The organism is Allonocardiopsis opalescens (assembly GCF_003002095.1).
Lineage (GTDB): Bacteria > Actinomycetota > Actinomycetes > Streptosporangiales > Streptosporangiaceae > Allonocardiopsis > Allonocardiopsis opalescens.
This window is the reverse complement of the sequence record NZ_PVZC01000014.1, coordinates 34,326-59,551: the sequence shown is the minus strand read 5'-3', so window position 1 is coordinate 59,551 and position 25,226 is coordinate 34,326. Positions and strand designations below refer to the sequence as shown.

Genomic DNA, 25,226 nt, shown 5'->3' with positions numbered 1-25,226 from the left:
TCACCATCCGAACGCACCCGCTTGTAATGGTTGTACACCGCAACCGACAAAGCCTTCTTCGCCTGCTCCTGCCCGATCACATACGAATCCAGGAACTCATAGATCTCACGCGGCTTCGGCAGGTTGTCCCACTTCAGCTCGGTGGTCTCCGAGAGCTCCTCTTCGATGATCTCGTTGCAGAGGTCGATGCACTCGTCGCAGATGTACACGCCCGGTCCGGCAATGAGCTTCTTGACCTGCTTCTGGCTCTTGCCGCAGAACGAACACTTGAGCAGGTCTCCACCGTCACCGATGCGTGCCACCCCAGCTACTCCTTAACTCCGGGCCACCCCGTCGCCGGGCAGAGGGTGGCTGTCGGGTCGTGCCGCGTGGCGGCCGAGCGGTCATACCTGGACCGCGGGGAAGCGGAGCGGGGGCGCGCGGCCCGGCCGGCCGCGGCGCCGCCTCCGCGAGTCGATCCCGCGCGTGCGGGATCCAGGGGGCCGTCGAGACGGCGGGCGGGCGAGCCGCCGGAGTCCACCCCTGTGCGCATGGCCACAGTCTAGTTGCTAATCATGATGGTGCTACTCCAACGGCGCGGCACGGCCGCGGACGGGCCCGGGGTCCGCCGCGCGCCGGCCGCGCCGGACCGCTACGCCGTCGGGACGTTCTTGCGGTACGGGAGCACCTCGTCGACGATGCCGTAGTCCTTGGCGGTCTCGGCGGTGAGGAACTTGTCGCGCTCGATGTCGCGGCCGACCTCCTCCTTGGACTTGCCGGTGTGCCGCGCCAGGATGTCCTCCATCTGATCGCGCATCCGCAGGATCTCGGCGGCCTGGATCTCCAGGTCGGTGCCCTGGCCCTGGGTCCCCTGGGTGGCGGGCTGGTGGATCAGGATGCGCGCGTTGGGCAGCGCCAGCCGCTTGCCCGGGGTGCCGGCCGCGAGCAGGATCGCCGCCGCCGAGGCGGCCTGGCCCACGCACACCGTCTGGATGTCGGGCTTGACGTACTGCATGGTGTCGTAGATGGCCATCAGCGAGGTGAACGAGCCGCCCGGCGAGTTGATGTACATCGTGATGTCGCGGTCCAGGTCGGTGTGCTCCAGCGTGAAGAGCTGGGCGATCACGTCGTTGGCCGAGGTGTCGTCGATCTGCACGCCGAGGAAGATGATGCGCTCCTCGAACAGCTTGTTGTAGGGGTTCATCTCCTTGACGCCGTAGGTGGTGCGCTCGACGAACGAGGGGATGATGTAGCGGCTCTGCGGCGCGGAGAAGCCGGCCTGCCCGAACGGGCCGTGCGCGCCGGGCCGGAAGAGTTCACTCACGAGTCTTCGTGCCTTCCAGTGGTCTGGGTGGTCAGGGGGCCGGGGCGGCGCTACAGGACGCCGACGTGGCTGGCGTTGCGCACGACCTGGTCGATGATGCCGTACTCCTTGGCCTCCTCGGCGGTGAACCAGCGGTCGCGGTCCCAGTCCTTGAGGATCTGCTCGACGCTCTGGCCCGTGAGGTTGGACAGGAGTTCAGAGGTGCGCTTCTTCATGTAGACCATCTGCTCGGCGTAGATCTTGACGTCGGAGGCGGTGCCGCCGATGCCGGCCGAGGGCTGGTGCATCATGATGCGGGTGCTGGGCAGCGCGAAGCGCTTGCCGGGCGTGCCCGCGCACAGCAGGATCTGGCCCATGGACGCGGCCAGCCCCATGGCCACGGTCACCACGTCGTTCGGGACGAACTGCATCACGTCGTACATCGCCATGCCGCTGTCGACGGAGCCGCCCGGGGAGTTGATGTAGAGCGTGATGTCCCGGTCGCGGTCCTCGGCCGACAGCAGGAGCAGCTGCGCGCAGATCCGGTTGGCGATGTCGTCGTCGACCTGCTGGCCCAGCACGATGATCCGCTCGCGCAGGAGCCGCTGGTAGGTCTGGTCGCCGAACTGCGGGGGGGCCTCAGCCGTGCGCGAGATGATACGCGAGGGCTGCTCAAACGTTTCCGGCACTCATCTCACCTGTTCCGGAGTCGTATGTTCTCGGTTGCGGTGTCAGCGACACTAGCCCCCCGTGGAGGCGCACCCGCACGTAAAGACGGCCTGTTCGCTTTGGGCGCAGGTCGGGCGGCGCGGACGCTTCGAGCACGCTCCCCCTCCTCTTCACCCGCCGCCGGACCACGGCCGGACCGGTCGCTACACCAGCGACACTAGCCGCGCCGGAGCCCCTGGACCTGCCCTGTTCACCGTGGGCGCAGGCCGTTCGCCGCCGGAGGAACCGGGAACCGCGGGCGGCCACCGGCCGTACCGGTGCGCGGAGCCGTCCCCGCGAGACGGCGACGGCCGGTGGCGGACGCGTGCGCGTCCGCCACCGGCCGGATCGTACGGGTGGCGCGGGCCGTCAGGAGCCGGCCGCGGGCCGCTCCTCGCCGTCGGCGTCGTCGTCCGAGCGGGCGGACGCGGTCGTGCGGGCGGCGTCGGTGGAGTCCATCTCGACGATCTCGGTGTCGGCCGCCTCGCCCTCGGCCTCGGGGGCCGCGGCGGTCTCCGCCTCGTCGCCGAGCACCGAGCGGACGTCGACCTCGTTGCCGGACTCGTCCACCACGGTGGCCGTGCGCAGCACCAGGGTCAGCGCCTTGGCGCGCAGCACCTCGGTGTAGGCGATGTGGATCTGGTTGGAGTCGACCATGTGCTTGATCAGCACCTCGGGCGAGACGCCCATGCGCTGCGCCTGGTCGACCACGTAGTTCGTCAGCTCGGAGTTGTCGGCGCTGAGGTCCTCCTGGATGGCCAGCTGGTCCAGCACGAAGCCGGACTTGACCGCCTTGCGGGCGCCCTCGGCGAGCTCGGTCTCGAACTCCTCCTCGGACTTGCCCTGCGACTCCAGGTAAGCCTCGCGGGTCAGGCCGCTGGCCTGCAGCTGCTGCTCCAGGCTCTCGGTGCGGCGGTTGACCTCGGCCTCGATCGCGCTGTCGGGCAGCGGGATGTCGACCTTGTCGACCAGGGCCTCGAGCACGCGGTCGCGGGCCTGGGAGACCTGCTGGTACTCCTTGACCTCCGCGAGCCGGCGCCGGGAGTCGTCGCGCAGCTCCTCGATGGTGTCGAACTCGCTCGCGGACTGGGCGAACTCGTCGTCCAGCTCCGGCAGCTCCTTCACCTTGACGCTGTGCACGGTGACGGCGACGTCGGCCGCCCTGCCCTCGTGCTCGCCGCCCACCAGGGTGGTCGCGAAGGTGGTCGACTCGCCCGCCGATAGGCCGGTGACCGCGGCGTCCAGGCCGTCCAGCAGCGAGCCGGAGCCGATCTCGTAGGACACGCCGCTGGCCTTGACGTCCTCCAGCTCCACGCCGTCGACCGACGCCTGGAGGTCGATCGACACGTAGTCGCCCTCGGCGGCCGGGCGGTCGGCCCCGGTGAGGGTGGCGAAGCGCTCGCGCAGGTTCGACAGCTGCTGGTCGACGTCCTCGTCGGACACCGCGGCGTCGTCGACGGTGACGCTGACGCCCTCGTAGTCCTTCACCTCGAACTTCGGCCGCACGTCGACCTCTGCGGTGAAGGAGAACTCCGCACCGTCCTCAAGGTTGGTGACCTCGAAGTCGGGCTGGCCGAGCGCGAAGATCTCCTCCTCGCGCACCGCCTGGTTGTAGAACTCCGGCACCGCGTGGTTGACGGCCTCACTCACCACGACACCGCGACCGACATACCGATCGATCAGCTGGGTCGGCACCTTGCCGGGCCGGAAGCCCTTGATGCGAACCTGCTTCCTGAGCGTCTTGTAGGTCTCGTCGAAGGCGTGACCGAGCTCCTCGAACGGCACTTCGATGGTGAGCTTGACCCGGGTCGGGCTCAGCTCCTCAACATCGGTCTTCACGGGGTGGTACTCCTAGACGTTCCGGTGAATCGGTCCGGCTGGTTGGTCGCACACGGAAAGCTCTCGCGAACCGGCACCGCGTCCCGCGGGACCGCCCGGCCGGAAGAGGCCCTTCCACACGGCTTCGGCGGGAGGGCGAAACACGACGCCGCGCCCCGACCGTACGCGACGACGGCGCGCGACGTGCCAGTCCGTCGGGATGCCCGGATTCGAACCGGGGGCCTCCTGCTCCCAAAGCAGGCGCGCTAACCAAGCTGCGCTACATCCCGAATGTACGACCCCAGGCTCATGAGTCTGTACTCTTAGTCCTGCGGCTCCCCCGAAGTCTAGGGCAACCAGGGCTTCAGCGGAGACGTGCGGGCGTAGCTCAATGGTAGAGCCCCAGTCTTCCAAACTGGCTACGCGGGTTCGATTCCCGTCGCCCGCTCCACGCTGGGCGTACCCTGCTCGCTCGCTGCGCTCGGCTCGCCTTCGCGTTCCGCATGTCCCCCGGGGGGACGACCCCCCGGACCCCCCGATGTGGGGGCTTTGCCCCCACGCCCCCCACCCCCACATCCTTCTGTTGGGGGCCACGTTCATTCCGCGGGCGGGGGTCGGGGTCCGTGTTCGGTTTTCAGGTGTGTACCTGGGGGCGCGTGCGGCGGATCAGTAGGAGGAGGGCGATGGCGGCCAGGGTCATCCAGGTCTTGCCCAGGACCTGGCCGGTGAAGAAGTCCAGGGAGCCGAAGGCCAGCCAGAGGAAGAGCGCCGAGTCGATGACCAGGCCGACGGCGTTGGAACCCGCCATTGCCACTACGAGGCCGCGGCGCCGCAGCGGCGTGTAGACGGCGAGGTCCGCCAGCTCGCTGAACAGGAACGCCGCGCCGGACGCGAGCGCCAGGGTGGGCGAGACGGCCACCGACAGCACCGTGCCGGCCAGAACGGCCCACAGGCTCCAGCGCCACCCCGCCACCTCCTGCAGCAGGTCGCGCAGCACCAGCGCCAGAGCCGCCATGTAGACACCGGCCGGAGCCATCAGCCCGAAGCCGACCGGAAGCATCCCGATGTGGGCTATGGCCAGATTGGCGGCCGGGATCGTCGCCATGTACGCGGCCGCCAGTACGACAGCATGGACCCTTGGCGCCATCTCGCCTCCTTTGCGGTCGATACGGTCCAGCGTGCCGCTTGGCGGTGACAAACGTTCAGTCAGGCGGCGGCGACCGGAGACCAGGTCCCAAGGGATCCAGAACAGCATGGCGCGGACGGCCGTCCGCCGCCACGCGGCGCCGAGTCGTTCGAGCGCTTCGAGTGGCTGACACCGCAGTGTGCTCAGATCACAACTGACACAGGGCCCACACCGCCGGTCGGCTCGACTGTACCCAGGCGCGCCCGCGACCTTGGCCGGGCATTCATCCTCCTTAGCCTCGTAGCAGGTTTCCCGGGCGAGCCGCCAGCAGCTGGTCGATCCGCGCCTGGTTCGCGGTGCCGTCGATCAACGAGACGACCACGAGCGCCGACAGCCGGTGCTTCGCGTCGGGCAGGCGGTCTCGATGATCGGCGGAAGGTCGTCACTATCGGCTGACGGGGCGATTAGGGCGACTTTACGCCGTTCGCGGGAAACCGGGGAAGCCGCTTCCCGCTGGCCGCTTTCGGCCTTTCACTGAATTGATCTTCCAATCCATTCGATCGTGGACCGCGCCCCGTGATCCGGAGTGCCTATCACTCGGTCGCGCCGCCTTTGACCGCTTTCTTCGGGCGATGCGCCGAATTCCATGTCCGATCCGAGGTTCCGGCCGATTCGGCTCCGAAAACCGCTTGGCGCCCGGGACGGCCGGCGTGGAGGCTTGGGGCATGGCTACGTCGGTGGGCGGGTTCGCGGGTGGGGTCGAGGTGGCTCGGGCGCTGTTCGGGGTGGTGGCGCCGGTGCTGGCCCGGGAGTTGCCGGGGCTGCGCTATGCGGCGGCCCGGGTGGGCGGCGGGTCTGAGGTGCTGGGCTTCGATACGGAGCGGTCGGTCGACCATGACTGGGGGCCTCGGCTGGAGCTGTTCCTTCGACGGGATGAGCTGCTGCTGCATCGGGAGCGGATTCGCCGGGTGCTGAGCGAGCGGCTGCCGGCGAGCGTCGCAGGGTGGTCGACGAACTTCCGGATGAGCGAGGATCCGCTCGACCCGGTCGGATTCATGGCGCCGGCCGAGGGGCCGGTGAACCACCGGGTCGAGGTGCTGGACACGGGCGCGTGGGCGGTCGCGCTGCTCGGGGTGGACGCCGTCGGCGGCGAGCCGACGGTCCTGGAGTGGCTGGCGATGCCGCAGCAGCGCTTGGCGGAGGTCACCGGCGGGGCGGTGTTCCACGACTCCGTGGGCGAGCTGACGCTCGTGCGGTCCCGACTGGAGTGGTATCCCGACGAAGTGTGGCGCTACCTGCTGGCGTGCCAGTGGCGGCGGGTCGGGCAGGAGGAGGCTTTCGTCGGGCGGTGCGCGGAGGTGGGCGACGAGCTCGGCGCGTCCGTCGTGGCGGCGCGGCTGGTGCGCGAGCTGATGCGGCTGTGCCTGCTGATCGAGCGGCGCTACGCCCCCTACTCCAAGTGGCTGGGCAGTGCGTTCGGGCGGCTGGAGCTGGCCGAGCGGGTGGGACCGTCGCTGCGCGGCGCCGTGGTGGCTCGCGACCAGCGCGGGCGCGAAGGCCACCTGTGCGACGCGTACGAGGCGGTCGGCGCGGCCCAGAACGGGCTCGGCCTGGCCGAGCCCGTCGATCCGACGCGCCGCCGCTTCCACAACCGGCCCTACCTGGTGCTCGGCGCCGACCGCTTCGCGCGTGCGCTGGCCGCCACACTGACGGATCCGCAGTTGCGCGCGCTGCCGCTGACGGGCGCCGTCGACCAGTGGGCCGACAGCACCGACCTGCTCGCCCACCCGGCGGCGATCCGCGCGGCGATGGAGGCGCTGGACGGAACGGGCTAGTGCTGCTCGCCAGGGACGTACCGCCGGGCGGGCGGTACATGGGCGATCCGGCGACACCCGTGCCGTCGTCGACGTAATGCCGGCGTCCACGCGTCGTCGCGTCAGTAGGCACGACGGCCGAGGCGCCGTTGGGGGTCGCGGACGAGTACCGCCGCCTGCGCGAGGACTCGTCCGCGACCACGCGGCCGTACGGCGAAGCGCCCGGCCCGGCCGTGCGCCGGGCCGGTCCTCGGGTCACTTCCGCCAGAACAGGTGGTGCGTCACGCCGCTGGGGCTCGGCACGGCCTCGTGGTGGAAGCGGTCGTGCAGGTCGTCGGGTGAATCCCAGAGCCGGAGCCCGGAGCCGAACCGCACCGGAGCGACCGCCACGTGCATGGTGTCGACGAGGTCGGCGTCGAGGAACTCCCGGATGGTGGTGACGCCGCCGCCGAGTCGCACGTCCTTGCCCTGCGCCGCCTCCCGCGCCTGGTCGAGGACCGTGGCCGGGTCGCCGCCGACGAAGTGGAACGTGGTGTCGGAGAGGGTGAACGACGGGCGTTCGTGGTGGGTCATGACGAACACGGGGGTGTGGAACGGCGGCTCGTCGCCCCACCAGCCGCGCCATTCGTGGTCGCGCCAGGGCCCGCGCTGCGGTCCGAACTTGTTGCGGCCCATGATCTCGGCGCCGATGTTGTGCGCGAAGTCCCGGGTGAAGTAGTCGTCCAGGCCCCGGCTGCCGCCGGGGTCGGTGCGGTTGGGCCAGCTCGCCGTGGCGCCGGCCCAGGTGAACAACCCTCCCGGGTCGACGTGGCCGAAGGGGCGTTCGAGGGTCTGTTCCTCACCCGCGCCGATCCCGTCACTGGAGACGGTGAAGTTCTGGACCCTCAGTAGCTGAGACATGTGCTCCTCCTGCGTTCGTTCGACAACGGGTGCTTGGACTCCCCCGGACGCGGAAACTCATCGCCGCGTCCACGACCACCGCCCTGGCCGGGAGGCGCGCCGACGCGGCCGGTCCGCCGCGGCGCCGGATCACCGGGTCCCGTGGACCTCCTCCCAGGGACGGATTCCGCACCGTCCGGACGCGGCGCCGTGCGGTGCTCGCTCCGCGCATTCGCTGTTTTCGGGCCTCGCCGAGCGGGTGCCGTGGCCGGATGGGGCCATCTTCGCGGTCCGGCGCCGGTGTGAGCGCTTCCGACGCGTTCCGACCTGGTACGGACGGCGCCCAGGGGCTCGCCGCGCGGTTCGGGTGGGGAACTAACACCCGCTCGGAGGTGTTTGTCCGGATGGGGTGGCGGCGTGCGCATGGACGATCTGCGGGGCCGGGAGGGCGGGGTGCTGCGGTACCCGGGCCGGGCCCTCGTCGTGGTGGCGGGGTTGCCGGGAGCCGGCAAGAGCACGCTGCTGCGGCGCGTGTACGGGCTGACCGGGGCGGAGTCGGAGTCGGTGCGCGAGGACGGCGTCGAGGTGCTGGACTCCCAGCAGGCGCGCAACCGGCTGGCCCGCTGGCTGTGGTGGTCGCCGTATCCGCTCTGGCGCCCGCTGGTGCACCTTTGGTACCTGGCCGGCATGTGGGCGGCGCTGCGCCGCCCCGGTGCCGTCGTACTGCACGACTGCGGCACCCGGCGGATGCTGCTGCTCATGCTGTGCGCGGCGGCGGGACGGCTCGGGCGCGAGGTGCACCTGGTGATGATCGACGTGCCTCCGGCGCTGGCCCGCGCGGGACAGTACCGCCGCGGCCGGCTGGTCGGCGGCCGCAGCTTCGCCACCCACTGCCGCCGCTGGACCGCCCTCACCGACGCCGTCCGCCACTCCCCCGGCACGGCGGTGCCGGGCGTCACCTCAGCCGTCCTGCTGGACCGGACGGCGGCGGCGCGGGTGGCGGGCTTCGCCTTCGGCGCGCACCCCGTCGACTCCGCGACGCGGTGACCGGCGCGCCTTTCCTCTCGTGCGGGTGCTCCCCCGGCCTGCACGGCGGCGGAAGGGCTCCGTCTACTCCCTGCGCTTGAGGTGGCGGTCCAGCTCGTCGAGGGTCAGCGGCCGCCGGCGCAGCGGCTCGGCGGCGTCCAGCGCCACCGCGTGCAGGCTGCCGAGGAACAGCTCAAGCTGCTGGTCGGTGATCAGCTCGTTCAGGTCGGCGCCGATGCCGGGCAGCGGGCGGGACAGCTTGACGACGCCGAGCCAGATGTCGATCGGGGTGAGGCCCTGACGGAGCCGCCCCTCCTGCTGGGCGGCGCGGGTGAGCCGCTCCAGGCGGTCGTAGAGCTGGTTGCGTCGCGCCTTCAGCGTTCCCCCGTCGGCGCGTATGTCGTCCTCCAGACCCGGGACCAGCATCGGCATGACGGCGGTGATCCGGAGGCGCACCAGGCGGCGCAGCAGGTGCGCCAGGGCGCTCCAGGCGTCGTCGGGGTGCTCGGCGATGGCACGGTCCAGCTCCTCGCCGACCAGGGCCAGGTTGTCCAGGGCGACCTGCCGGATGAGCGTGGGGCGGTCGGGGAACCGCCGGTAGAGGGTGGCGATGCCGACGCCGGCGCGCCGGGCGATCTCTTCCAGCGGCGCGAGAATGCCCTGCTCGAGGAAGACCTCGCGGGCCGTGATGATGATCAGCTCGCGGTTGCGGCGGGCGTCCGCCCGCAGCCGGGTGGTGCTCTCGGTCAACCGGTACCCATCGTCGAGATGTGGAGGAAAGCCCTTCGATTGTGCTAGCTTACCTTGAACAAGCGAAGGAACTCCCTCCGTTTAGTTAGGAGTGACCGATGCCCCCGACCAAGGCTCCTGACAGCCTGAGCTTCCCGGTCCGGCGACGGTGCCCGTTCGCCCCGCCGCCGGAGTACGAGCGGCTGCGCGCCGAGGAACCCGTCGCCAAGGTGCGGCTGCCCACCGGCGGCACCGCCTGGCTGGTGACCCGCTACGACGACGTCCGCACCGTGCTGAGCGGCTCCGCGTTCAGCGCCGACGGCACCCGCCCCGGCTTCCCCAGGCTCTTCCCCGGGCAGGAGCAGATCCTTCAGCGCCCGCCGTTCATCCGGATGGACCCGCCGCAGCACGGCTTCTACCGGCGCATGCTCATCCAGGAGTTCACCCTCAAGCGCGTCAAGACGCTGCGGCCCGGCATCCAGGCCACGGTGGACCGGCTGCTCGACGAACTGCTCGCCAGAACCCCGCCGGTCGACCTGGTCGACGCCTTCGCGCTCCCGGTGCCCTCGCTGGTGATCTGCCAGCTGCTCGGCGTGCCCTATGACGACCACGAGTACTTCCAGAGCCAGAGCAGGATCGCGGCATCGGGCACGAGCACCGCGGAGCAGTTCGCGAGTGCCTTGGGCGGGCTACGCGCCTATATGGACGAGCTGATCACCCGCAAGCAGCGGAACCCCGGCGACGACCTGCTGAGCAAGCTGGTCACCGAGCAGCTGGAGCCCGCCGGCGAGCTCCGCCGTGAAGACCTGCTGATGATGTGCCTGATGCTGCTGCACGCGGGGCACGAGACCACCGCGAACATGATCTCCCTCGGCACCATGGCGCTGCTGGAGCACCCCGACCAGCTCGCCGCGCTCCGATCGGACCCCGAACTGCTCCCTGACGCCATCGAGGAGTTGCTGCGCTACCTCAGCATCGCCGACTTCGTCACCACCCGGATCGCGGCCGAGGACACCCGGCTCAGCGGCACGGAGATCCGCGCGGGCGACGGGGTCATCGCCCTGCTGGCCGCGGCCGACTGGGACCCCGAGGTGTTCGGCGAGCCCGATCGGCTCGACATCCACCGCGGCGACCGGCGCCACCTCGCCTTCGGCTACGGAGTGCACCAGTGCCTCGGGCAGAACCTCGCCCGGATGGAGTTGGAGATCGTGTTCTCCACACTGTTCGCCCGCATCCCCACCCTGCGGCTCGCCGTGCCGGTGGACGAGCTGTCCTACAAACACGGCACCCTCCTGTACGGGGTGCACGAGCTGCCCGTCACCTGGTAGGCGCGGCATGCGGATCACCGCCGATACCAAGGTCTGCGTCAGCGCCGGCATGTGCGTGCTCACCGCACCGGAGGTCTTCGACCAGTCCAACGAAGACGGACTGGTCACGGTCCTCCTGCCGGAACCCCCGGAGGAACTGCGCGAGGAGGTGGCCGAGGCCGTCCGGCTGTGCCCCAGTAGGGCGCTCGACATCAGCTGAGGCTCGACATCAGCTGAGGAGGGAGGCAGACACAGGCCCTGATGATGTTCTCGACGCTTCCGTCCGATCCAGCGAGAATGCGCGCGGGCTCGGCTGCCATTCCACCACGATACGTACGACCGATTCGAATAAGTGTCCGGCCAGCTGCTCCACGTTCACATAGGACTAGCGGTGGTCGGAACAAGATACGCGTCCGACGATGCCCCGGTGGCCGCGCACCTGTCACTTGGTGCCGATGACCGCATTCCCAACAAAGGCTTTTCGGAATCCGCTGCCGTCTCGCGGGTGCCTGGTGTGACCGTTCCGGCTGATTCACGCGGACCTGGACGGCCTGTCCCGGCCGGCCCCGTCGAGTAGCAGTTTCGCTGCGACCGTCGCCCCGTCGGTGCGGATCGTGCCGGCCACGGACTTCGCCCGTGCGCGGGTGGCGGGCGTCAGCGCCGGGGTGAGCGCGGCGGACAGGGAGTCGAAGGTCGGTGTGGGACCGTCGTGGGCCGAGCCGATGCCCAGTTCAGCCACGCGGGCGGCCCAGTACGGCTGGTCCGCGATCTGGGGAAGCACCACCTGCGGCACTCCGGCCCGGGCCGCTGTCGTGGTGGTGCCCGCGCCGCCGTGGTGCACGACGGCGGCCACCCGGCCGAACAGTGCCTGCTGGTTGACCTCGCCGACGACGAAGCAGTCATCGGCCCCGTCGATCGGGACCAGGCCGGCCCAGCCGCGGGCGAGGACCACACGTCGGCCCTGCGCGCGGACCGCTTCGATGGCCACCCGGCCGATGTCCCTCGGCGCGAGCGCGGCCATGCTGCCGAAGCCCACGTACACCGGCGGTGCACCGGCGTCCAGGAAGGCGGCCAGCCCGTCCGGGAGCGGACGGTCGTCGGGCAGGATCCACGCCCCGGTCTGCACGACATCGAGATCGGTCATGCCCTGCGACGGACACAGCGTCTCGTCCGCCGCCAGCCACGGCCGGTCGGTGAAGACGTGCTCGCGGACGCTGTCGACCGGTGGCAGGCCGATCGCGGACCGGTGGCTGTTGAGCGCCTCGCCGTACAGGGCGTTCAGCCGCTGGGCGTCCTGCTCCCACAGCACCCGCTTGCCGGTTCCGTCCCCTGGCGACCGCTTGCCCGGCCAGGTACCCGGCGGGAAGTGCCGCGACGGCAGTCCGAAGACCTGGAAGCAGGCGAACACGTAGCGGATGCCCAGTTTCTCGGCCACGTCCCGCGCGCCGGCCGGCATCAGGCCGGCCGCCAGCAGCACGTCGCACCCCTCGGCCGCCGCGCCGAGCGTGTCGAAGCGGGCGGCGACCAGTTCGCGGGCGAGGCGGAACGCGTCTTCCATCGTCGGCGGCTGCGAGCCGCCGACGACCGAGCGCACTGTTGGGCCGAGCGGCACCAGCGGCACGCCGACACGCGCCATGAGCGCCGCGAAGTCCTCGTCCGGCGGCGCGCACACCCGCACCTCCGCGCCGAGTTCCCGCAAGGCCAGCGCCAGGCCCACCACCGGTTCGACATCACCGCGCGAGCCCACCGTCGTCAGCAGTACACGCATTTCGCGCCCCCGTTTTCACAGTTCCCGGCTTTCCGCCGACGATTCTGCGGTACGCCCCGGGTCTTGCCGCAAGCCCACCGGTGCGCTATAAGTTGAGAGTGGCAAGGAGTTGATTCTCCTTGCCTTTCCTTTTCGGCCGCCTGCTGTGACGGAAAGTCCTCCCGTGCGCGGCGGTGTCCTGCCGCACGGTGGTACGTCGGCGGAGTTTCCCCCTGGCCACGCGCCGGCCGGGACCCCTGGCACGGTGACGCGAGCCGCCGTGAGTAAATGAGACCCCGTCCGCAGCCGAGCCAACTTGGCGCGTGTCGTCGCGGTCATCCGGGCGGATCCTCGGCCGACGGAAGTGGTGCGGGCGTGGGACAGCACGCTTGATGGTCCGTCGCCTTCAAAGGGTCTGCGGTCAGGGAGTGTGCGGATCGAACGCGTCCCGCCGTTGGCGGCCACCGGTGCGGTTTCGGGCGGCTGTGTGCTCGTGGTGCGTCCACAGGGCGGCCCGTAACGGCGAGTACCGTCGCGCTTCGGCCGTCGCGGGCACGGGGCACCAAGGGGCTGTGCGGGTGCATCGCCGATTCGGTCGATGCGAGGCCCGGTACGCAGTAGCGTCGGGCGAGGCGACCATTCGGTCGCCGGTCGCGCATGGGAGGTAGCGCAGCAGCATGGACGCGACGGATCCGCGCGAGATCGCGGCCATAGCCGACCCCGTCGAGCGGGCGCAGGCCGCCGCCGAGGCACTGGCCGCCTTGCAGGGACGCGCGGCGGTGCTGTCGCGGGTACGGCTCGGCGCCTTGGCCGAGGCGGAGGCGGCCGGGGCGGTCGACACCTCGGGCGTGCGGCCGGTCGAGGCGCCGGGGGACGGCGCCGAGGAGTTGGAGCGCACGGTGGGACAGGCCGACAGGGCCGTCCCACATGCGTCCGGCGCCCTTCGAGAGCCGGTCCAGGCGTCCGGGGCGGCGGTGGACCGGGCACCGGGCGCCCCTCGACCGGAGGCCGCCGCCGACAGGCCGTCGCAGACCGGCTCCGGCGGGCCAGGGCGGCTGCCGGCCGACGCGCGGCCCAGGGTGCTGGTGCAGCGGGCGCTGCCCACACCGCCGCGCGTGCGCGAGTCGGCGAGCCTGTTCCTCACCGAGGCGCGGCGACAGGGCGTCGCGCCGCGCCGGGAAATGCTCTACATCGGCCCGGAGCCGGCCGCCGACCACGTGGCCGCGGTGCTGCGGGTGCCGCCGGGGGAACCGGTGATCGCGCGCCGGAAGATGTTCTGGGCGCACGACGTGCCGGTGCGCGTCTCCACCTCCTACTTCCGCCGCGACGTGGCCGAGGGCACCCGACTGGCCGAGAAGGGCTTCGTCCAGCCGACCCTGCAGGCGGCGATCACCGCACTCGGCCACCGCTTCGGCCACGCGGTCGAGACGCTGACCGCCCGTCCGCCGACGCCGCAAGAGGCCGACCTGCTCGACGTGCACGGCGAATGGGTGGTGCAGGTGCTGCGGGTCGGCGTCTCGCGTGCGGACGTGCCCGTGCACGCCCTGGAGACGATCTGCGCCGCGTCCCGCCACACCTTCGCGATCGGCCAGGTCGCGGGGATCGACACCTTCTGAGGACGTCGAGCAGGCGCGGAACGCGCCGCCCGACGCCCGGGGCTCGACGCCCGGAACCCGACGCCCGGAACCCGACGCCCGGAACCCGACGTGAGTTGGAGCCTGGTCGGAGTGGTCGGTGCGTGGGAAGGTTCGGGGCACCTGAAGGTTCGGGGCACCTGAAGGTATGGACGGATCCGTGCCGGGCGGCGCCTGCTGTGTGGCGCGAGCGCGGTGGCTCATCGAGAGGCTGCTCAGAACGGGACGTCACTCTGCGCCGCAGGTCGGCCGATCGCTGAGGTACTGCCGCTGCACTGCACCCGGAGGTGACCGTACGGGTCATCGCGGCGCGATCCGGTCGGACTGATGGGTCGGGGACAGGCGGCTTGCCACCGCGCGATGGACGTCCGGCGCCCTGGAAGGCCGTTGCCCCGCGATGTGCCGACGCCGTGTGCGCACCGTGCGCTGTGCGGACGGCTCCGTTCGCCGGTTCACGGCGGCGGATGGTGCCATCGACGGATCGGCAGCAACCCACGGCCCATGGATGGGACGGGCCATCGGCGGGGGCGACGCGCTGTCGTCGCGGGCTCATCCGGGATTGGGAATGGATGCCGTTCGATTGTTTCGCCTGGATATTGACGGGTTGCGGCCAGTTCGTGAATTCGGGGTTCTGGTTGAGAGGGTGTGATCCGGCTTGGGAGGATGGCCGCGCAGCGGCCGATACCGCTGGGCCGCTCCGCCAACCCGGGAGTCCGAATGGGAAGCAAGCTCAGCCTGACCGTGCGCGGCCGGCGGCTGCTCCGCGAACTCAAGGCGGTCCGCGAACGGCTCGGCCTCACCCCCGAACAGGTGGCGGGCCGGCTCGGCTGGCACCGTTCGAAGCTGTACCGGATCGAGAAGGGGGATTCCCGGCTGATCCTCAACGACCTGGAAGAACTGCTCGACGTGTACCAGGTCGATCCGGACGAGTACCAGCGGCTGCGCGAGCTGGGCCGGGACGCGTTCAAGCGCGGCTGGTGGCTGGGCTACCGCGATGTGTTCCCCGGCGACACCTTCTTCGCCGCCGAGCACGACGCGAGCCGGATCACCTACCTGGCGCTCTACCAGCTCCCCGGGCTGTTCCAGACGGCCGAGCACGCCCGCGCGCTGACCCGCGCCGCCCTGCCCGAGCACCGTTGGCACATCGCCGACCGGCTGGCGGCGGCCCAGCTGGAGCGGCAGTCGCTACTGGAGCGCGCCGATCCGCCCGAGGTGGTCGCCTACCTGGACGAGGGCCTGCTGCACCGCCCCGTCGGCGGCCCTCGCGTCGGCGCGGCGCAGCTGCGGCGGCTGCTCGACGTGGCCGAGGCGCGGCCCGTATCGCTCCGGGTGGTGCCCTTCGGAGCCGGCGCCCACGGCGGGCTCGCCGGGCCCTTCACCCTGCTGGAGTTCGACGGCGCCGACGACGGTCCGGTGGTCTACCGGGAGGGCCTGTTCGACACGGTCTTCTCCGACCACGCGGCCGACCTGGACCGCTGCCGGTGGGCCCTCGCCGACGCCGACCGCGTCGCCCTGGACCCCGCCGCCTCCGCCGACCTCATCCGCACCGTCGCCCGCGACTGGTAACGGCCGCGCCGGCCGTCCAGGAACGAGGACCCGTCAGCAGCGCCACGCGCGGCGACTCACCCGACCGGCCGGGCCCGGCGCGCCGGACGTCGCACGGGTCACCGAAGCTGCCAGAACCGCCGGCGGCGCCGCCCCTGCGGCAGGACCCGCGCCTCGCGCCGGCTCGCCTGTTCGGTGTCGGCGAACCGGGCGACCAGACGACAAGGCCATCGAAAACTCCGGTCCGCACGAGTCCTCATGGCCGCACCGGGCTCGAAGGGCACAGCCTGCCCCCTGCGGGTAGCGGACGCCCCTGGCGCGCCTGCCCCGGGAAATCGGTTCAAGCCTTCCGGCGCACGCGGATGGGGCATCGGCTGAAAGCATCACCGATCGGTACTGAGGGTGGCCGACCGGCGCGGGCGCGTCCGCCGGAACGGCTCGTGCGTAGAGGACTCAGTTCGACGACAGGCATGACCGCCCCTGGTGTGGGCTCGGGTGCCGCCGGTTTCCCCCGAATCTCGGACGGTCGGCTGTGCGGCCAGGCCGCGACCGGGGCGGACCATGCCGCACCGACCGCTCAGGGACGGGTACGGACGGACGCACCCCGCCGCCCCGGCCACGTCAACATGCCGCGGCCGGGCGGCGAAGCACACCACGCCGGCCGGTCGAGGGTCGGCGGCGGACCTGCCCCGTCCGGTCGGGTGTGTCGCCGGGCCGGGCCGAGTCGGTAGGCGGCGCCGTGCCGGCCGCTCGGGACGAGTGCGGAGGGGCGCACCCGTCCCGGCGGGCGGGTGGGGGCTACTGGCCGGCGCGGACGGTGAAGCGGACGGGGTTGCCGTCGTGGACGGCGCCGGAGACGTCGGGCTGGCCGTCGGGGCGGACGTCGTCGTAGGGGAAGGCGTAGCCGATCGGGGTGTTGGCGTGGATGACCCTGGCCCAGTGGTTGGTGATGGGGTCGCGGTAGTAGTCGGCGGCGGTGACGCCGTTGGGCTGCTCGGGGTGACTGAGCATGATGCTGCGGTTGAAGCCGGCGGCGAGGCGGGCGAGGATGGCCTTCTTCTCGTCGGAGTCCGACGGGACGTTGGCGAAGGGGCCGCTGTCGCAGGTGAAGATGTCGCGGTCGTTGGGCCGGGCGAAGGTGTGGCCGCCCTGGAAGGTCAGCACGTCGCCGTTGACCCTGCCGGCCAGCACGCCGCGGCCGCCCTGGAGGTCGATGCGCAGGTCGGTGGTGCGGTAGCGGTCCCAGACCTGGTTGACGTACGGCGCCCAGTAGCCGGCGAACGGGGTGCCGCCGTTGGGCGGGGCGGCCATCAGGTCCTGGGGCGAGATGATGCGCAGCACGTTCCCGCCGCTGCCGCGGATGACGAGCTGGTCCCAGGGCTGGCCGTCGGCGGCCGCCTGCCGGGTGAGGCCGTCGGCGATGCGGTCCACGGCGCCCTCGGGCATCGCGGCCACGGTCTGGTCGACGTCTCCGTCCAGTGCCAGGCCGATCGGCAGGGCCGTCACGATGTTGACGTAGCTGATGTTGGCGTAGATCTGGACGGTGTTGAAGGTGAACTCGGCGAAGGCGTAGGTGCGGTTGTAGTTGACGTCGGCGGGGTTGGAGAAGGACGGCTCCACCAGGCCGGTCCGGCCGTCGCCGGTACGCACCAGGAAGAAGTCGAGCACGTTGTCGCGGACGAAGTAGATCCGGCCGCTGTAGATGTGGCCCATCGTCAGCACCCGCGGGCCGGAGCCGGCCGGGCCGAGCGGGATCGAGCAGTCCACCGGCAGCGGCACCGGCTGGGCCGAGGAGGTCTCCGGGTAGTACGCGGAGCCGTCGGCGCGCAGGAAGATCAGCCGGTCGGTGCCCAGCTCGCGGCCGGACACGTAGGCGTTGATCTGGCCGGGCAGGGTGGTGTTCTCCAGGGCCAGCTGACAGGTGGGCGGCGCGGCGTGCGCAGGAGCGGCGAGCCAGCTCGGGGCGAGGGGGACGCTCAGCGCGGCCGCACCGGAGGCGGCGAGGAATGCGCGGCGAGACACCATCGGGGATCTCCTAGGGATTCGGTCGGACGGGGATTCGGACGGACGGGTCGACGGGGGAACGGTTCGGCCGTGGCCGGTACGGCTGGACCACCGATGGGCCGGAATCCGTCGCAACCCAGGTCCAGATCGGACAGTGGTCGGACCGCCTCTCGAGGCGGGAAAGCTCGACGAACGGGACGATGGACGGCGTCGGCCGGTGCGGCCACACCGACATGCGACGGGCGTGTGCCGAGGGGGCGGGACACTGCCGCCAGGCCAGGTCGCGCGCACACCGCACAGACGTCCGGGTCGAACGACGATCGGACGACTCGGCGCGGCGGCCAGGCGAACGGGATGGCAGGCGGCATCGGCCATTGCGGCCGCACCGGCATGGCTCCTCCAGCACGTGCTGGTGAACCCGGACACGGCCGACAGGCCGGGCTGCGCGAGCGCCGCCCGAACTCCCCCGCCGTTCGGTGTGCCCGGCCCCGTGCTCCGTCGCGCCGGGAGTGGCGGCGGGGCGGGCACGGGGCCGGAGGCGGTCCGGCGGAGGCGATCGGGGCGCCCGCGCCGGACCGGTCGTGGAGACCGGACGGACCGGACGATGGTCCGGGCCGGGCGGTCGGGGGAAGGGCGCGGCAGGTCTCGTGGGGACGGGGTGGGCACGCTGGGATCGAAGCGGCAGGGGGCCGGGCCGGATCGGGAGCGCCGCCGGACCGCCGGGTGGCGAGCGTGCTCATCGTCGCCGCCCTTCCGGAGCTGCGGTACGCGTTCGTCGGCGCGATCCTTCCGGCACCGCCATACACGCTCACCGCGGCGGTCCTTCCGGCGCTGCCAGTGGCCGGACCTGTGCACCAGGACGCCGGAGGCGGACCGAGCGGCGGGCCGGGCCTTGGCACCTGGCTGAACCGCATTGATCGCGACACCTCCAATCCACGGCTGACAAAGCCGGACCTTGTGGGGCGGCCTGTCGGGTCGGGGCGGACTGATCGGGGAGGCCGGCGACTCAAGGGCTGAGCCGGACCGGCCGGGGGCGTCTGCCTGTTGTCGGGAAGTCGGGTCGGATCCCGAACACCCCTGCCGAGCGGTCGGGACGCCCGACGGATCCGGGAGGACCGGGCGGATTGAGCTCGTCAGGAGCCGATCCCGTCCAGCGGGATGGCGCCGCCCGACCTCGTTCGGGCCCTGGTTCGGCCGTCCTGTTCCTGCGGCCGGCCAGGACCGATCGGACCTGCGGAGCGTCGGGCCGAGGGCTTCTGGGCACCCCGCCCGGCGCTCCGGGATCCGAACCGGGCCGGGCCAGGCCGAACCGGGGCGGACCAAGGCGGGCCGAAGCCACCCGGCCCGAGCAGGGCCGAACCGAACCGACCGCCCGGTGAACCGGCCCGGGCCCGTGAGCGGGGGGCGGGCCCGAGCCGGTCCGGGTCGTGGGTTACGGGGTGACGCCGCTGTCGGGGTGGGTGTCGACGGTGACGTAGTCGACCAGGAGCGGGGAGCCCGAGACGGTGGTGCCGTCGGGGAGGCCGGGCCAGCCGCCGCCGATGGCGACGTTGAGGATGATGAAGAAGCCGTGGCTGCCGAAGGCGCGGTCCCAGACGTCCTGGCCGATCTGGGCGGGTGTCACGGTGTGGAAGTGGTTGCCGTCGACGTACCAGCGGAGTTCCTGCGGGTCGTCGCTCCACACCATGGTGTAGGTGTGGAAGCCGGCCTGGCCGCCGGGGGCGCCGAGGTCGTAGCTGTTGCCGATGCCGTTGAACTCGTTGCAGGCGCCGCCGGGGGCGACGTCGCAGTGCAGCACCCCGTGGGTGAGGTTCTGGCCGTTGACGTTCTCCATGATGTCGATCTCGCCGATGCCCGGCCAGTTGTGGTAGTTGCCGCGGAACGGCGCGCCGAGCATCCAGAAGGCGGGCCAGTAGCCTTGGCCGCCGTTGGGGAGTTGCAGGCGGGCGGAGACGGCGACGCTGCCGCCGGGCGGCGGCCGGAAGTCGGTGCGCTGGGTCTCGATCCGGCCGGACGTCCAGTTGCCGGCCGCGTCGCGCAGCGGGCGGATGGCGAGGTTGCCCGAGCCGTCCTGGTAGACGTTCTGGGTGCTGTCGGTGTGGTAGGCGATCTCGCCGGTGCCCCAGTTCGCCGGCCCGCCGGGGTAGTTGTGGCCGATGTCGTGGAACCAGTTCTCACTGGCGATGGGCGAGCCGGCGGCGGCGGTGAAGTCGTCGGACCACATCCGGGTCCAGCCCGGCGAGGGCGCGGGCGCGTCGGCCGGGGCGACCTGGCCGGAGTCGGCCGCGCCGGTGGCGGGGGTGAGGCTGAAGGCCGAGGCCAGCACGACGCTGGTCGCGGCGAACTTCCACCAGGCGCCGCGGCGCCGCCGCGCGGGGGCGGGTGCGTCGGCGGGGGCGGCTCTGTGCGGGCGGGGATCGGACGGGTAAAGTCGCAACGAGCGCATGACTCGTCTTCCTTCCGTGTGCAGTCGCGGTTGTCGGGGAGTTCGGCGTGACCGCCTCGCCGTTGGGCCAGAACGGCGGGGCGGTTTTTCTCTTCGGTGCAGGGCCGGTGCGGGCCTGCTGGGGGCTCGGTCCCGGCCGCGCGGCGGCACGGGGACCCAGGCGCATCGGCGGCTCCTTCGCGGGGCGGGAACGTCGGACCGGGCCGAATTTTTTCGGAGTAAACGCCCTGCGTTCGCGGTTGTCAACAGCTTGTAACGGCCGAGTTACGGACGAGTAGGCGCTTTGTGCGGGATGACCTCGGCGTTTCCCGGGCCGAAAAATCTTCGTCGTTCGAACCGGTTCAAAATCCGAACGCGGCTACGCCGGGTGTGGCGGCGCTCACGCTTTCGAGTTACCGTTGAGCGCATGGTTGCCGCACTCCAAGCCGCTGACGCCGGATGCCCACTCGCTCAGTTTTGTCAGTCAAATCGCTTCGAACCGGTTCAGTGAACGTGGTCGACACCGGGGCGCGGGACCAGCGGTCGAAACGGCCGACGATCACGGACATAGCGCGCAGGGCGGGCGTCTCCAAGGGCACGGTCTCCTATGCCTTGAACGACCAGCCGGGAGTCGCGGCGGCCACGCGAAATCGCATCAGGGAAATCGCGCTCGAACTGGGCTGGCAGCCCAACAGCGCCGCCCGCGCGCTGTCGGGGGCGCGGGCGGGCGTGGTGGGGCTGGTGCTGGCGCGCTCGGCCGACCTGCTGGAGGTCGAGCCCTTCTTCATGTCGCTGATCTCCGGCTTCGAGCTGCGCTTCGGGCCGCGCGAGGTCTCGCTGCTGCTGCAGGTCATCGGTGAGGACCCCGAGCAGGAGCTGGCGATCTACCGGCGCTGGGCCGGTCAGCGCAAGGTCGACGGCGTCGTGCTGGCCGACCTGCGCACCGGCGACCCCCGCCCGGCGCTGCTTTCGGAGCTGGGCCTGCCCGCCGTGGTGCTGGCCCGCCACGACGAGCTGCCGGGCATCGCCTCGGTCTGGGTCGACGAGCGGGTCGGCATGCGCGAGGCGGTGGAGTACCTGGCCGCGCTCGGCCACCGCAGCATCGCCCGGGTCACCGGCATCCCCGACTTCGTGCACACCCGGGCGCGCACCGACACCTTCCTGACGGTGGCCGGGGAGCTGGGGATGGCGGCGCGCTGCGTGGAGGCCGACTACACGGGGGCGGCCGGAGCGCGCGCCACCCGCAGGCTGCTCACCGCGGCCGACCGTCCGTCGGCGATCATCTACGACAACGACGTGATGGCGGTGGCGGGCCTGGGCGTGGCCCAGGAGCTGGGGGTGCGGGTGCCGGGCGACGTGTCCTTCGTCGCCTGGGACGACTCCCCCTGGTGCCGGCTGACCTACCCCACGCTGAGCGTGGTCCACCACGACGTGGTGGCCTTCGGTGCGGCCGCGGCCGGGGCGCTACTGCGCCTGATCGCCGGTGAGGAGGTGCCCCCGCAGCGCTTCGTCACCCATCTGGAGCCGCGTGCCAGCACCGCCCGGCTCGGCCCGCCGCCCTCCTGAGCCCGCCGCCGGCGTGCCGGCGCCGGCGGCGGGTCGGGCGGCGGCCCGGATGAGCGCCGGCCGGGTGCGCACCGCCCCGGCCCAGGAGTTCGGGGCGGGATGGAAAGGTACGCCGAAACGGCCGGTTCAATGGCCGGAGAAGAGCAGCACCGCCGAATCCGCGCCACCCTCGAACAATGGACGCGTTTTCGACGGCCTGGCTCCCGGAATTGCCCGGGTGAACATCCGGTGAATCGACGATGCCTTCCCCCCGCCGCCCGGGAGAAGGCCGGGCCGGGTCCGCGCTCCTGAGCAGCCCGCCGCAGGTCGAGGCCGCCCGGCCCTCGCCGACCGGATGCGTCCGCCGCGGCCCGGCCGCCGCGCCGAGGGATCCGGGACACCCGTGCGACCGGCGGCTACTTCGCGTAATCGAACAACCGCCGAAAGCCACCTTCGACGGCGCGGGAAGCGCGAGAATTGAGAGCCGCGGAGCGGCCCGCCGAATATCGGACTCCGTCCGCCATTTGCCGCATATAGCCCCGGACCTCGGCGGATGAGAGCACTCTCATCGACCGTTAACCGCGGCTTCCCTTCCCGGCCACACAGTGGACGGCATGGGAGCGAGCACCACGGCCGCGGTGGCGACTCGTCCGGCACAGACCGGTCCGGACGGCACCGGCGGCCGAGACGACGGGCCGGACCCCGGCGACGGCGAGGCGGCCCCGGGCCGGACGGCCGGGCCGCCGTCCCGGCCGCGCCCGCCTTGGCTGCGCACACTGCTGCGCGGCTCGGCCTGCGCCGGCTTCGCGCTGGCCCTGACCGTGCTCTTCCTGGCGCTGCCCGGCCCCTCGGCCGGGCTGCCGCCCGAGGGACGGACCGCGTTGGTGATCGCCGCGGCGGCGCTGGGCGCCTGGGCGCTGACCCGGATCGACGAGGTGTTCGTCGCCCTGACCGCCGCGCTCGCCCTGGTGCTGACCGGGGTCGTCGACGGCGCCGAACTGCTCGGCGCGCTCGGCGATGACACGATCTGGCTGCTCATCGCGGCCTGCGTGCTGGCGGCGGGCATCACCGCGAGCGGCCTCACCGCGCGGCTCGCGGTCGCGCTGGTGGTGCGGGCGCGTACGGTGCGCCAGTTGGCCCATCTGTGCACGCTGGCCCTGCTGGTGACGGCGCTGGCGGTGCCCTCGACCTCGGGCCGGGCCGCCCTGGCCCTGCCGGTGTTCGTGGCACTGGCCCACGTACTGGCCGACCGGCCGGCGGTGGTGCGAGCACTGGCACTGCTCTTCCCCACCGTGGTGCTGCTGTCGGCGGTGGCCACCCTGATCGGCGCCGGCGCGCACCTGATCACCAGCGAACTGCTGGCCGCGATGACCGGCACCGGCATCGGCTTCGGGTGGTGGCTGCTGCTCGGCCTGCCACTCGCCGCCGTCAGCTCCCACACCGCCACCGAACTGGTACTGCTGACCATGACCCGGCGCGCCGACCGCCGCACACCGCTGCACCTGGAACCGGCCCGGATCGCCCGACAGGCCGGCACCCGGATCGGGGTACCGCTCAACCCGCGGCAGCGGCGCACCCTCGCCATCGTGCTGGCCGTCATCGCGCTGTGGTGCACCGGCACCTGGCACGGCCTGTCACCGACACTGGTCGCGCTGTGCGGCGCCGTCGCCGTCACGGCTCCGGCGCTGGGTTCGGCCGGCATGAACCGCTCGCTGGCCGAGGTGCCGTGGCCGCTGCTGATGTTCATGGCCGCCACGATGGTGCTCGGCTCGGCCCTCGCCTCCTCGGGCGCCGCCGCCTGGCTGGCCGGCGCCGCCTTCGGCGGCTTCGCGCCCGGCCCGGGCGCGGCCGGGGCCTTCCTGGCGGCGGTGGTCGCGGTGAGCGCCGGGGCTCATCTGGTGCTGCCCTCGCGGTCGGCCAGGTCGGCGGTGCTGGTGCCGGTGGTGATTCCGCTGGCCGCCGCCTTCGGGCTGAACCCGGCGGCCGTCGCCTTCGCCTCCACGGCCGCGGCGGGCTTCTGCCACACCCTGCCGTCGTCGGCCAAGCCGGTCGCGCTCTTCTCCGACGTGCCCGGCGTCCCCACCTACCGCCGCGGCGACCTGCTGCGGCTGGCGCTGCCGCTCGGCCCGGTCACGGCCGGGCTGGTGCTCGGCTTCACCTACGCGGTCTGGCCGCTGCTGGGCCTGCCGCTGCGCTGACCCGCCGTCACGGGCGGGCCGCGCGGCCCGCCCGCCCAGTTTCCGAGGAAGGACACGATGAGCCCGATCGACTCGATGCGCGTGGTGATCGCCCCGAGCGGCTTCAAGGAGTCGCTGGACGCCGGGGAGGTGGCCGCGGCGATCGCCCGGGGCGTGCGGCGGGTACTGCCGAGGGCCGAGGTGGACACGGTCCCGCTGGTGGACGGCGGCGAGGGCTCGGCGGCGGCGCTGGCGGAGGCGAGCGGGGGCCGGCTGGTCCCGGTCCGCGTGCGCGGCCCGCTCGGCGCGCCCGTCGACGCGCACATCGCGCTGCTGGGCGGCGACTCCCGCGGCACCGCGGTGGTGGAGATGGCGGCCGCCGCCGGGCTGCGGCTGGTGCCGCGCGACGCCCGCGACCCGGGGCTCACCTCCACCTACGGCGTCGGGCAGCTGATGCGCGCCGCCCTGGACGCGGGCTGCCGCCGGATCCTGGTCGGCTGCGGCGACTCCGGCACCTGCGACGGCGGCGCGGGCGCGCTGCGGGCGCTGGGCGTCCGGCTGACGGACGCCGCCGGCCGCCCCGTCGGCGAGGGCGGCTACCAGGTGGCCGGCGTCGCCGCGATCGACGCCGCGGGCCTGGATCCCCGACTGGCGGAGACGGAGGTGGTGCTGGCCTGCAATCCGCACAATGTGCTGTGCGGGCCGCGCGGGGTCGCCGAGGTGTTCGGGCCGCAGAAGGGCGCCGCGCCCGGGCAGGTGCGGCGGCTCTCGGCGGCCATGGAGCACTGGGCCGCGCTGCTGGCCGCCCACGGCGGCGCCGACCTGCGGCTCGTCGCGGGCGGCGGCGCCTCGGGCGGTCTGGGCGCCGGGCTGGCCGGGGTGCTGGGCGCCCGGCTGGCGCCGCGCTTCAGCGTGCTGCTCGACCACACCGGCCTGGACGCCAGGCTGGCCGCGGCGGACCTGGTGATCACGGCGGAGGGGGCGATCGACGCGCAGACCCCGCGCGGCAAGGTGCCGGCCGAGGTGGCCAGGCGGGCCAAGCGCTACGGCAGGCCGGTGATCGCGCTGGCCGGGACGATCGGCTCCGGCGCCCGGCACACCCTCGCCGTCGGCATCGACGCCTATGCCGGCATCCTGGCCGCCCCGGTCGACCTGGCCGGCGCGATCGAGCAGGCCGCCGGGCTGACCGCCGACGCGGCCGAGCGCGCGCTGCGGATGGTGCTGGTCGGCACGGCGTTGCCGCACGGCACCGGCCGGCGCCCGCCGCCGCTCACCGCGCAGCCGCCCGCCGACCCGCGGCACGGCCACCGGCACGGCCCTCATGGTGTGCGCGCGCCGGTCCTGGCCGCCGACCGCTCCCCCGACCGGCGGCCGGCGCCGTGACCGCCGGCCCGGCGGGTGGGGGCGCGTGCGCGCGCCGGCCGAAATCCGCTTGGGCGGGGTGCGGGCCGCGCTCTAGT

19 protein-coding genes and 2 tRNA genes are annotated in these 25,226 nt (G+C 72.4%); 10 read left to right on the top strand and 11 right to left on the bottom strand.

Going from position 1 to position 25,226, the window contains the following annotated elements:
- The 5 genes from CLV72_RS30710 to CLV72_RS30690 form a co-directional block, all read right to left on the bottom strand.
- Positions 1-302: ClpX C4-type zinc finger protein (locus CLV72_RS30710; RefSeq protein WP_281262452.1), on the bottom strand; the 302-nt coding region annotated here is incomplete at its 3' end.
- 329 nt (positions 303-631) lie between these two features.
- Positions 632-1,303, bottom strand: coding sequence for an ATP-dependent Clp protease proteolytic subunit (locus tag CLV72_RS30705; RefSeq protein WP_106253713.1), 672 nt, complete (start codon positions 1,301-1,303; stop codon positions 632-634).
- A gap of 50 nt (positions 1,304-1,353) precedes the next feature.
- Positions 1,354-1,971: a ClpP family protease gene (locus tag CLV72_RS30700; RefSeq protein WP_106253712.1), complete on the bottom strand. Its 618-nt coding sequence runs from the start codon at positions 1,969-1,971 to the stop codon at positions 1,354-1,356.
- A 388-nt stretch (positions 1,972-2,359) separates the two neighbouring features.
- On the bottom strand, positions 2,360-3,829 hold the full coding sequence (gene tig, locus CLV72_RS30695) for a trigger factor (protein ID WP_106253711.1): 1,470 nt from the start codon (positions 3,827-3,829) through the stop codon (positions 2,360-2,362).
- A gap of 194 nt (positions 3,830-4,023) precedes the next feature.
- Positions 4,024-4,098: transfer RNA gene (locus CLV72_RS30690), tRNA-Pro, on the bottom strand.
- An 87-nt stretch (positions 4,099-4,185) separates the two neighbouring features.
- Between CLV72_RS30690 and CLV72_RS30685 the strand changes: the two genes are divergently transcribed.
- Positions 4,186-4,259 (top strand) — tRNA-Gly (locus CLV72_RS30685).
- Positions 4,260-4,442: 183 nt separating this feature from the next.
- Here CLV72_RS30685 and CLV72_RS30680 read toward each other — a convergent pair.
- Positions 4,443-4,955 (bottom strand): VUT family protein, encoded by a 513-nt coding sequence (locus CLV72_RS30680; protein WP_106253709.1) that lies wholly within the window; start codon positions 4,953-4,955, stop codon positions 4,443-4,445.
- 704 nt (positions 4,956-5,659) lie between these two features.
- Here CLV72_RS30680 and CLV72_RS30675 point away from each other — a divergent pair.
- Positions 5,660-6,769 (top strand): DUF4037 domain-containing protein, encoded by a 1,110-nt coding sequence (locus tag CLV72_RS30675; RefSeq protein ID WP_106253707.1) that lies wholly within the window; start codon positions 5,660-5,662, stop codon positions 6,767-6,769.
- A gap of 234 nt (positions 6,770-7,003) precedes the next feature.
- On the opposite strand, the gene CLV72_RS30670 is transcribed toward CLV72_RS30675, so the two are convergent.
- A complete protein-coding gene (locus CLV72_RS30670; protein ID WP_106253705.1) occupies positions 7,004-7,648 on the bottom strand; it encodes a dihydrofolate reductase family protein in 645 nt (214 codons plus the stop codon).
- 402 nt (positions 7,649-8,050) lie between these two features.
- Here CLV72_RS30670 and CLV72_RS30665 point away from each other — a divergent pair, with 402 nt between their 5' ends.
- A complete protein-coding gene (locus CLV72_RS30665) occupies positions 8,051-8,674 on the top strand; it encodes an AAA family ATPase (RefSeq protein WP_106253703.1) in 624 nt (207 codons plus the stop codon).
- A 63-nt stretch (positions 8,675-8,737) separates the two neighbouring features.
- Here the strand turns inward: CLV72_RS30665 and CLV72_RS30660 are convergent, their stop codons facing one another.
- On the bottom strand, positions 8,738-9,403 hold the full coding sequence (locus CLV72_RS30660) for a TetR/AcrR family transcriptional regulator (protein WP_106253700.1): 666 nt from the start codon (positions 9,401-9,403) through the stop codon (positions 8,738-8,740).
- Positions 9,404-9,501: 98 nt separating this feature from the next.
- Between CLV72_RS30660 and CLV72_RS30655 the strand changes: the two genes are divergently transcribed.
- Together CLV72_RS30655 and CLV72_RS30650 are read left to right on the top strand one after the other, a co-directional pair.
- Positions 9,502-10,710 carry a cytochrome P450 gene (locus CLV72_RS30655; protein WP_106253697.1) on the top strand — a complete coding sequence of 403 codons (1,209 nt, stop codon included), beginning with the start codon at positions 9,502-9,504 and terminating at the stop codon, positions 10,708-10,710.
- Between the two features lie 7 nt (positions 10,711-10,717).
- Positions 10,718-10,909, top strand: coding sequence for a ferredoxin (locus CLV72_RS30650; protein WP_106253695.1), 192 nt, complete (start codon positions 10,718-10,720; stop codon positions 10,907-10,909).
- A 312-nt stretch (positions 10,910-11,221) separates the two neighbouring features.
- Here the strand turns inward: CLV72_RS30650 and CLV72_RS30645 are convergent, their stop codons facing one another.
- The gene (locus tag CLV72_RS30645; protein ID WP_106253692.1) at positions 11,222-12,457 is read right to left on the bottom strand and encodes a glycosyltransferase; all 1,236 of its coding nucleotides are present in this window, start codon (positions 12,455-12,457) and stop codon (positions 11,222-11,224) included.
- Between the two features lie 656 nt (positions 12,458-13,113).
- Here CLV72_RS30645 and CLV72_RS30640 point away from each other — a divergent pair.
- Positions 13,114-14,052 carry a UTRA domain-containing protein gene (locus tag CLV72_RS30640; protein ID WP_106253689.1) on the top strand — a complete coding sequence of 313 codons (939 nt, stop codon included), beginning with the start codon at positions 13,114-13,116 and terminating at the stop codon, positions 14,050-14,052.
- 735 nt (positions 14,053-14,787) lie between these two features.
- Entirely contained in the window at positions 14,788-15,636 is an 849-nt protein-coding gene (locus CLV72_RS30635; RefSeq protein ID WP_170141182.1) for a helix-turn-helix domain-containing protein, read from the top strand.
- 777 nt (positions 15,637-16,413) lie between these two features.
- On the opposite strand, the gene CLV72_RS30630 is transcribed toward CLV72_RS30635, so the two are convergent.
- Both CLV72_RS30630 and CLV72_RS30625 read right to left on the bottom strand, forming a co-directional pair.
- Complete coding sequence (locus CLV72_RS30630) at positions 16,414-17,640, bottom strand: glycoside hydrolase family 64 protein (protein ID WP_106253684.1); 1,227 nt, start codon at positions 17,638-17,640, stop codon at positions 16,414-16,416.
- A 1,411-nt stretch (positions 17,641-19,051) separates the two neighbouring features.
- Positions 19,052-20,065, bottom strand: a complete 1,014-nt coding sequence (locus CLV72_RS30625) for a glycoside hydrolase family 16 protein (protein WP_106253681.1) — start codon at positions 20,063-20,065, stop codon at positions 19,052-19,054.
- 486 nt (positions 20,066-20,551) lie between these two features.
- Between CLV72_RS30625 and CLV72_RS30620 the strand changes: the two genes are divergently transcribed.
- The 3 genes from CLV72_RS30620 (at position 20,552) to CLV72_RS30610 (ending at position 25,149) form a co-directional block, all read left to right on the top strand.
- Positions 20,552-21,610: a LacI family DNA-binding transcriptional regulator gene (locus CLV72_RS30620; protein WP_342755700.1), complete on the top strand. Its 1,059-nt coding sequence runs from the start codon at positions 20,552-20,554 to the stop codon at positions 21,608-21,610.
- Positions 21,611-22,203: 593 nt separating this feature from the next.
- On the top strand, positions 22,204-23,787 hold the full coding sequence (locus CLV72_RS30615; protein WP_106253677.1) for an SLC13 family permease: 1,584 nt from the start codon (positions 22,204-22,206) through the stop codon (positions 23,785-23,787).
- Positions 23,788-23,844: 57 nt separating this feature from the next.
- Positions 23,845-25,149, top strand: coding sequence for a glycerate kinase family protein (locus CLV72_RS30610; protein ID WP_106253674.1), 1,305 nt, complete (start codon positions 23,845-23,847; stop codon positions 25,147-25,149).
- Positions 25,150-25,226 lie beyond the last annotated feature (77 nt).

Bases quoted from the DNA above. Each gene is read 5' to 3' on its own strand.
- CLV72_RS30670 (WP_106253705.1), bottom strand. From the start codon at position 7,648: ATGTCTCAGCTACTGAGGGTCCAGAACTTCACCGTCTCCAGTGACGGG.
- CLV72_RS30650 (WP_106253695.1), top strand. From the start codon at position 10,718: ATGCGGATCACCGCCGATACCAAGGTCTGCGTCAGCGCCGGCATGTGC.
- CLV72_RS30610 (WP_106253674.1), top strand. From the start codon at position 23,845: ATGAGCCCGATCGACTCGATGCGCGTGGTGATCGCCCCGAGCGGCTTC.
- CLV72_RS30625 (WP_106253681.1), bottom strand. From the start codon at position 20,065: ATGCGCTCGTTGCGACTTTACCCGTCCGATCCCCGCCCGCACAGAGCC.
- CLV72_RS30615 (WP_106253677.1), top strand. From the start codon at position 22,204: ATGGGAGCGAGCACCACGGCCGCGGTGGCGACTCGTCCGGCACAGACC.
- CLV72_RS30635 (WP_170141182.1), top strand. From the start codon at position 14,788: ATGGGAAGCAAGCTCAGCCTGACCGTGCGCGGCCGGCGGCTGCTCCGC.
- CLV72_RS30680 (WP_106253709.1), bottom strand. From the start codon at position 4,955: ATGGCGCCAAGGGTCCATGCTGTCGTACTGGCGGCCGCGTACATGGCG.
- CLV72_RS30640 (WP_106253689.1), top strand. From the start codon at position 13,114: ATGGACGCGACGGATCCGCGCGAGATCGCGGCCATAGCCGACCCCGTC.
- CLV72_RS30675 (WP_106253707.1), top strand. From the start codon at position 5,660: ATGGCTACGTCGGTGGGCGGGTTCGCGGGTGGGGTCGAGGTGGCTCGG.
- CLV72_RS30655 (WP_106253697.1), top strand. From the start codon at position 9,502: ATGCCCCCGACCAAGGCTCCTGACAGCCTGAGCTTCCCGGTCCGGCGA.
- CLV72_RS30645 (WP_106253692.1), bottom strand. From the start codon at position 12,457: ATGCGTGTACTGCTGACGACGGTGGGCTCGCGCGGTGATGTCGAACCG.
- CLV72_RS30630 (WP_106253684.1), bottom strand. From the start codon at position 17,640: ATGGTGTCTCGCCGCGCATTCCTCGCCGCCTCCGGTGCGGCCGCGCTG.
- CLV72_RS30665 (WP_106253703.1), top strand. From the start codon at position 8,051: ATGGACGATCTGCGGGGCCGGGAGGGCGGGGTGCTGCGGTACCCGGGC.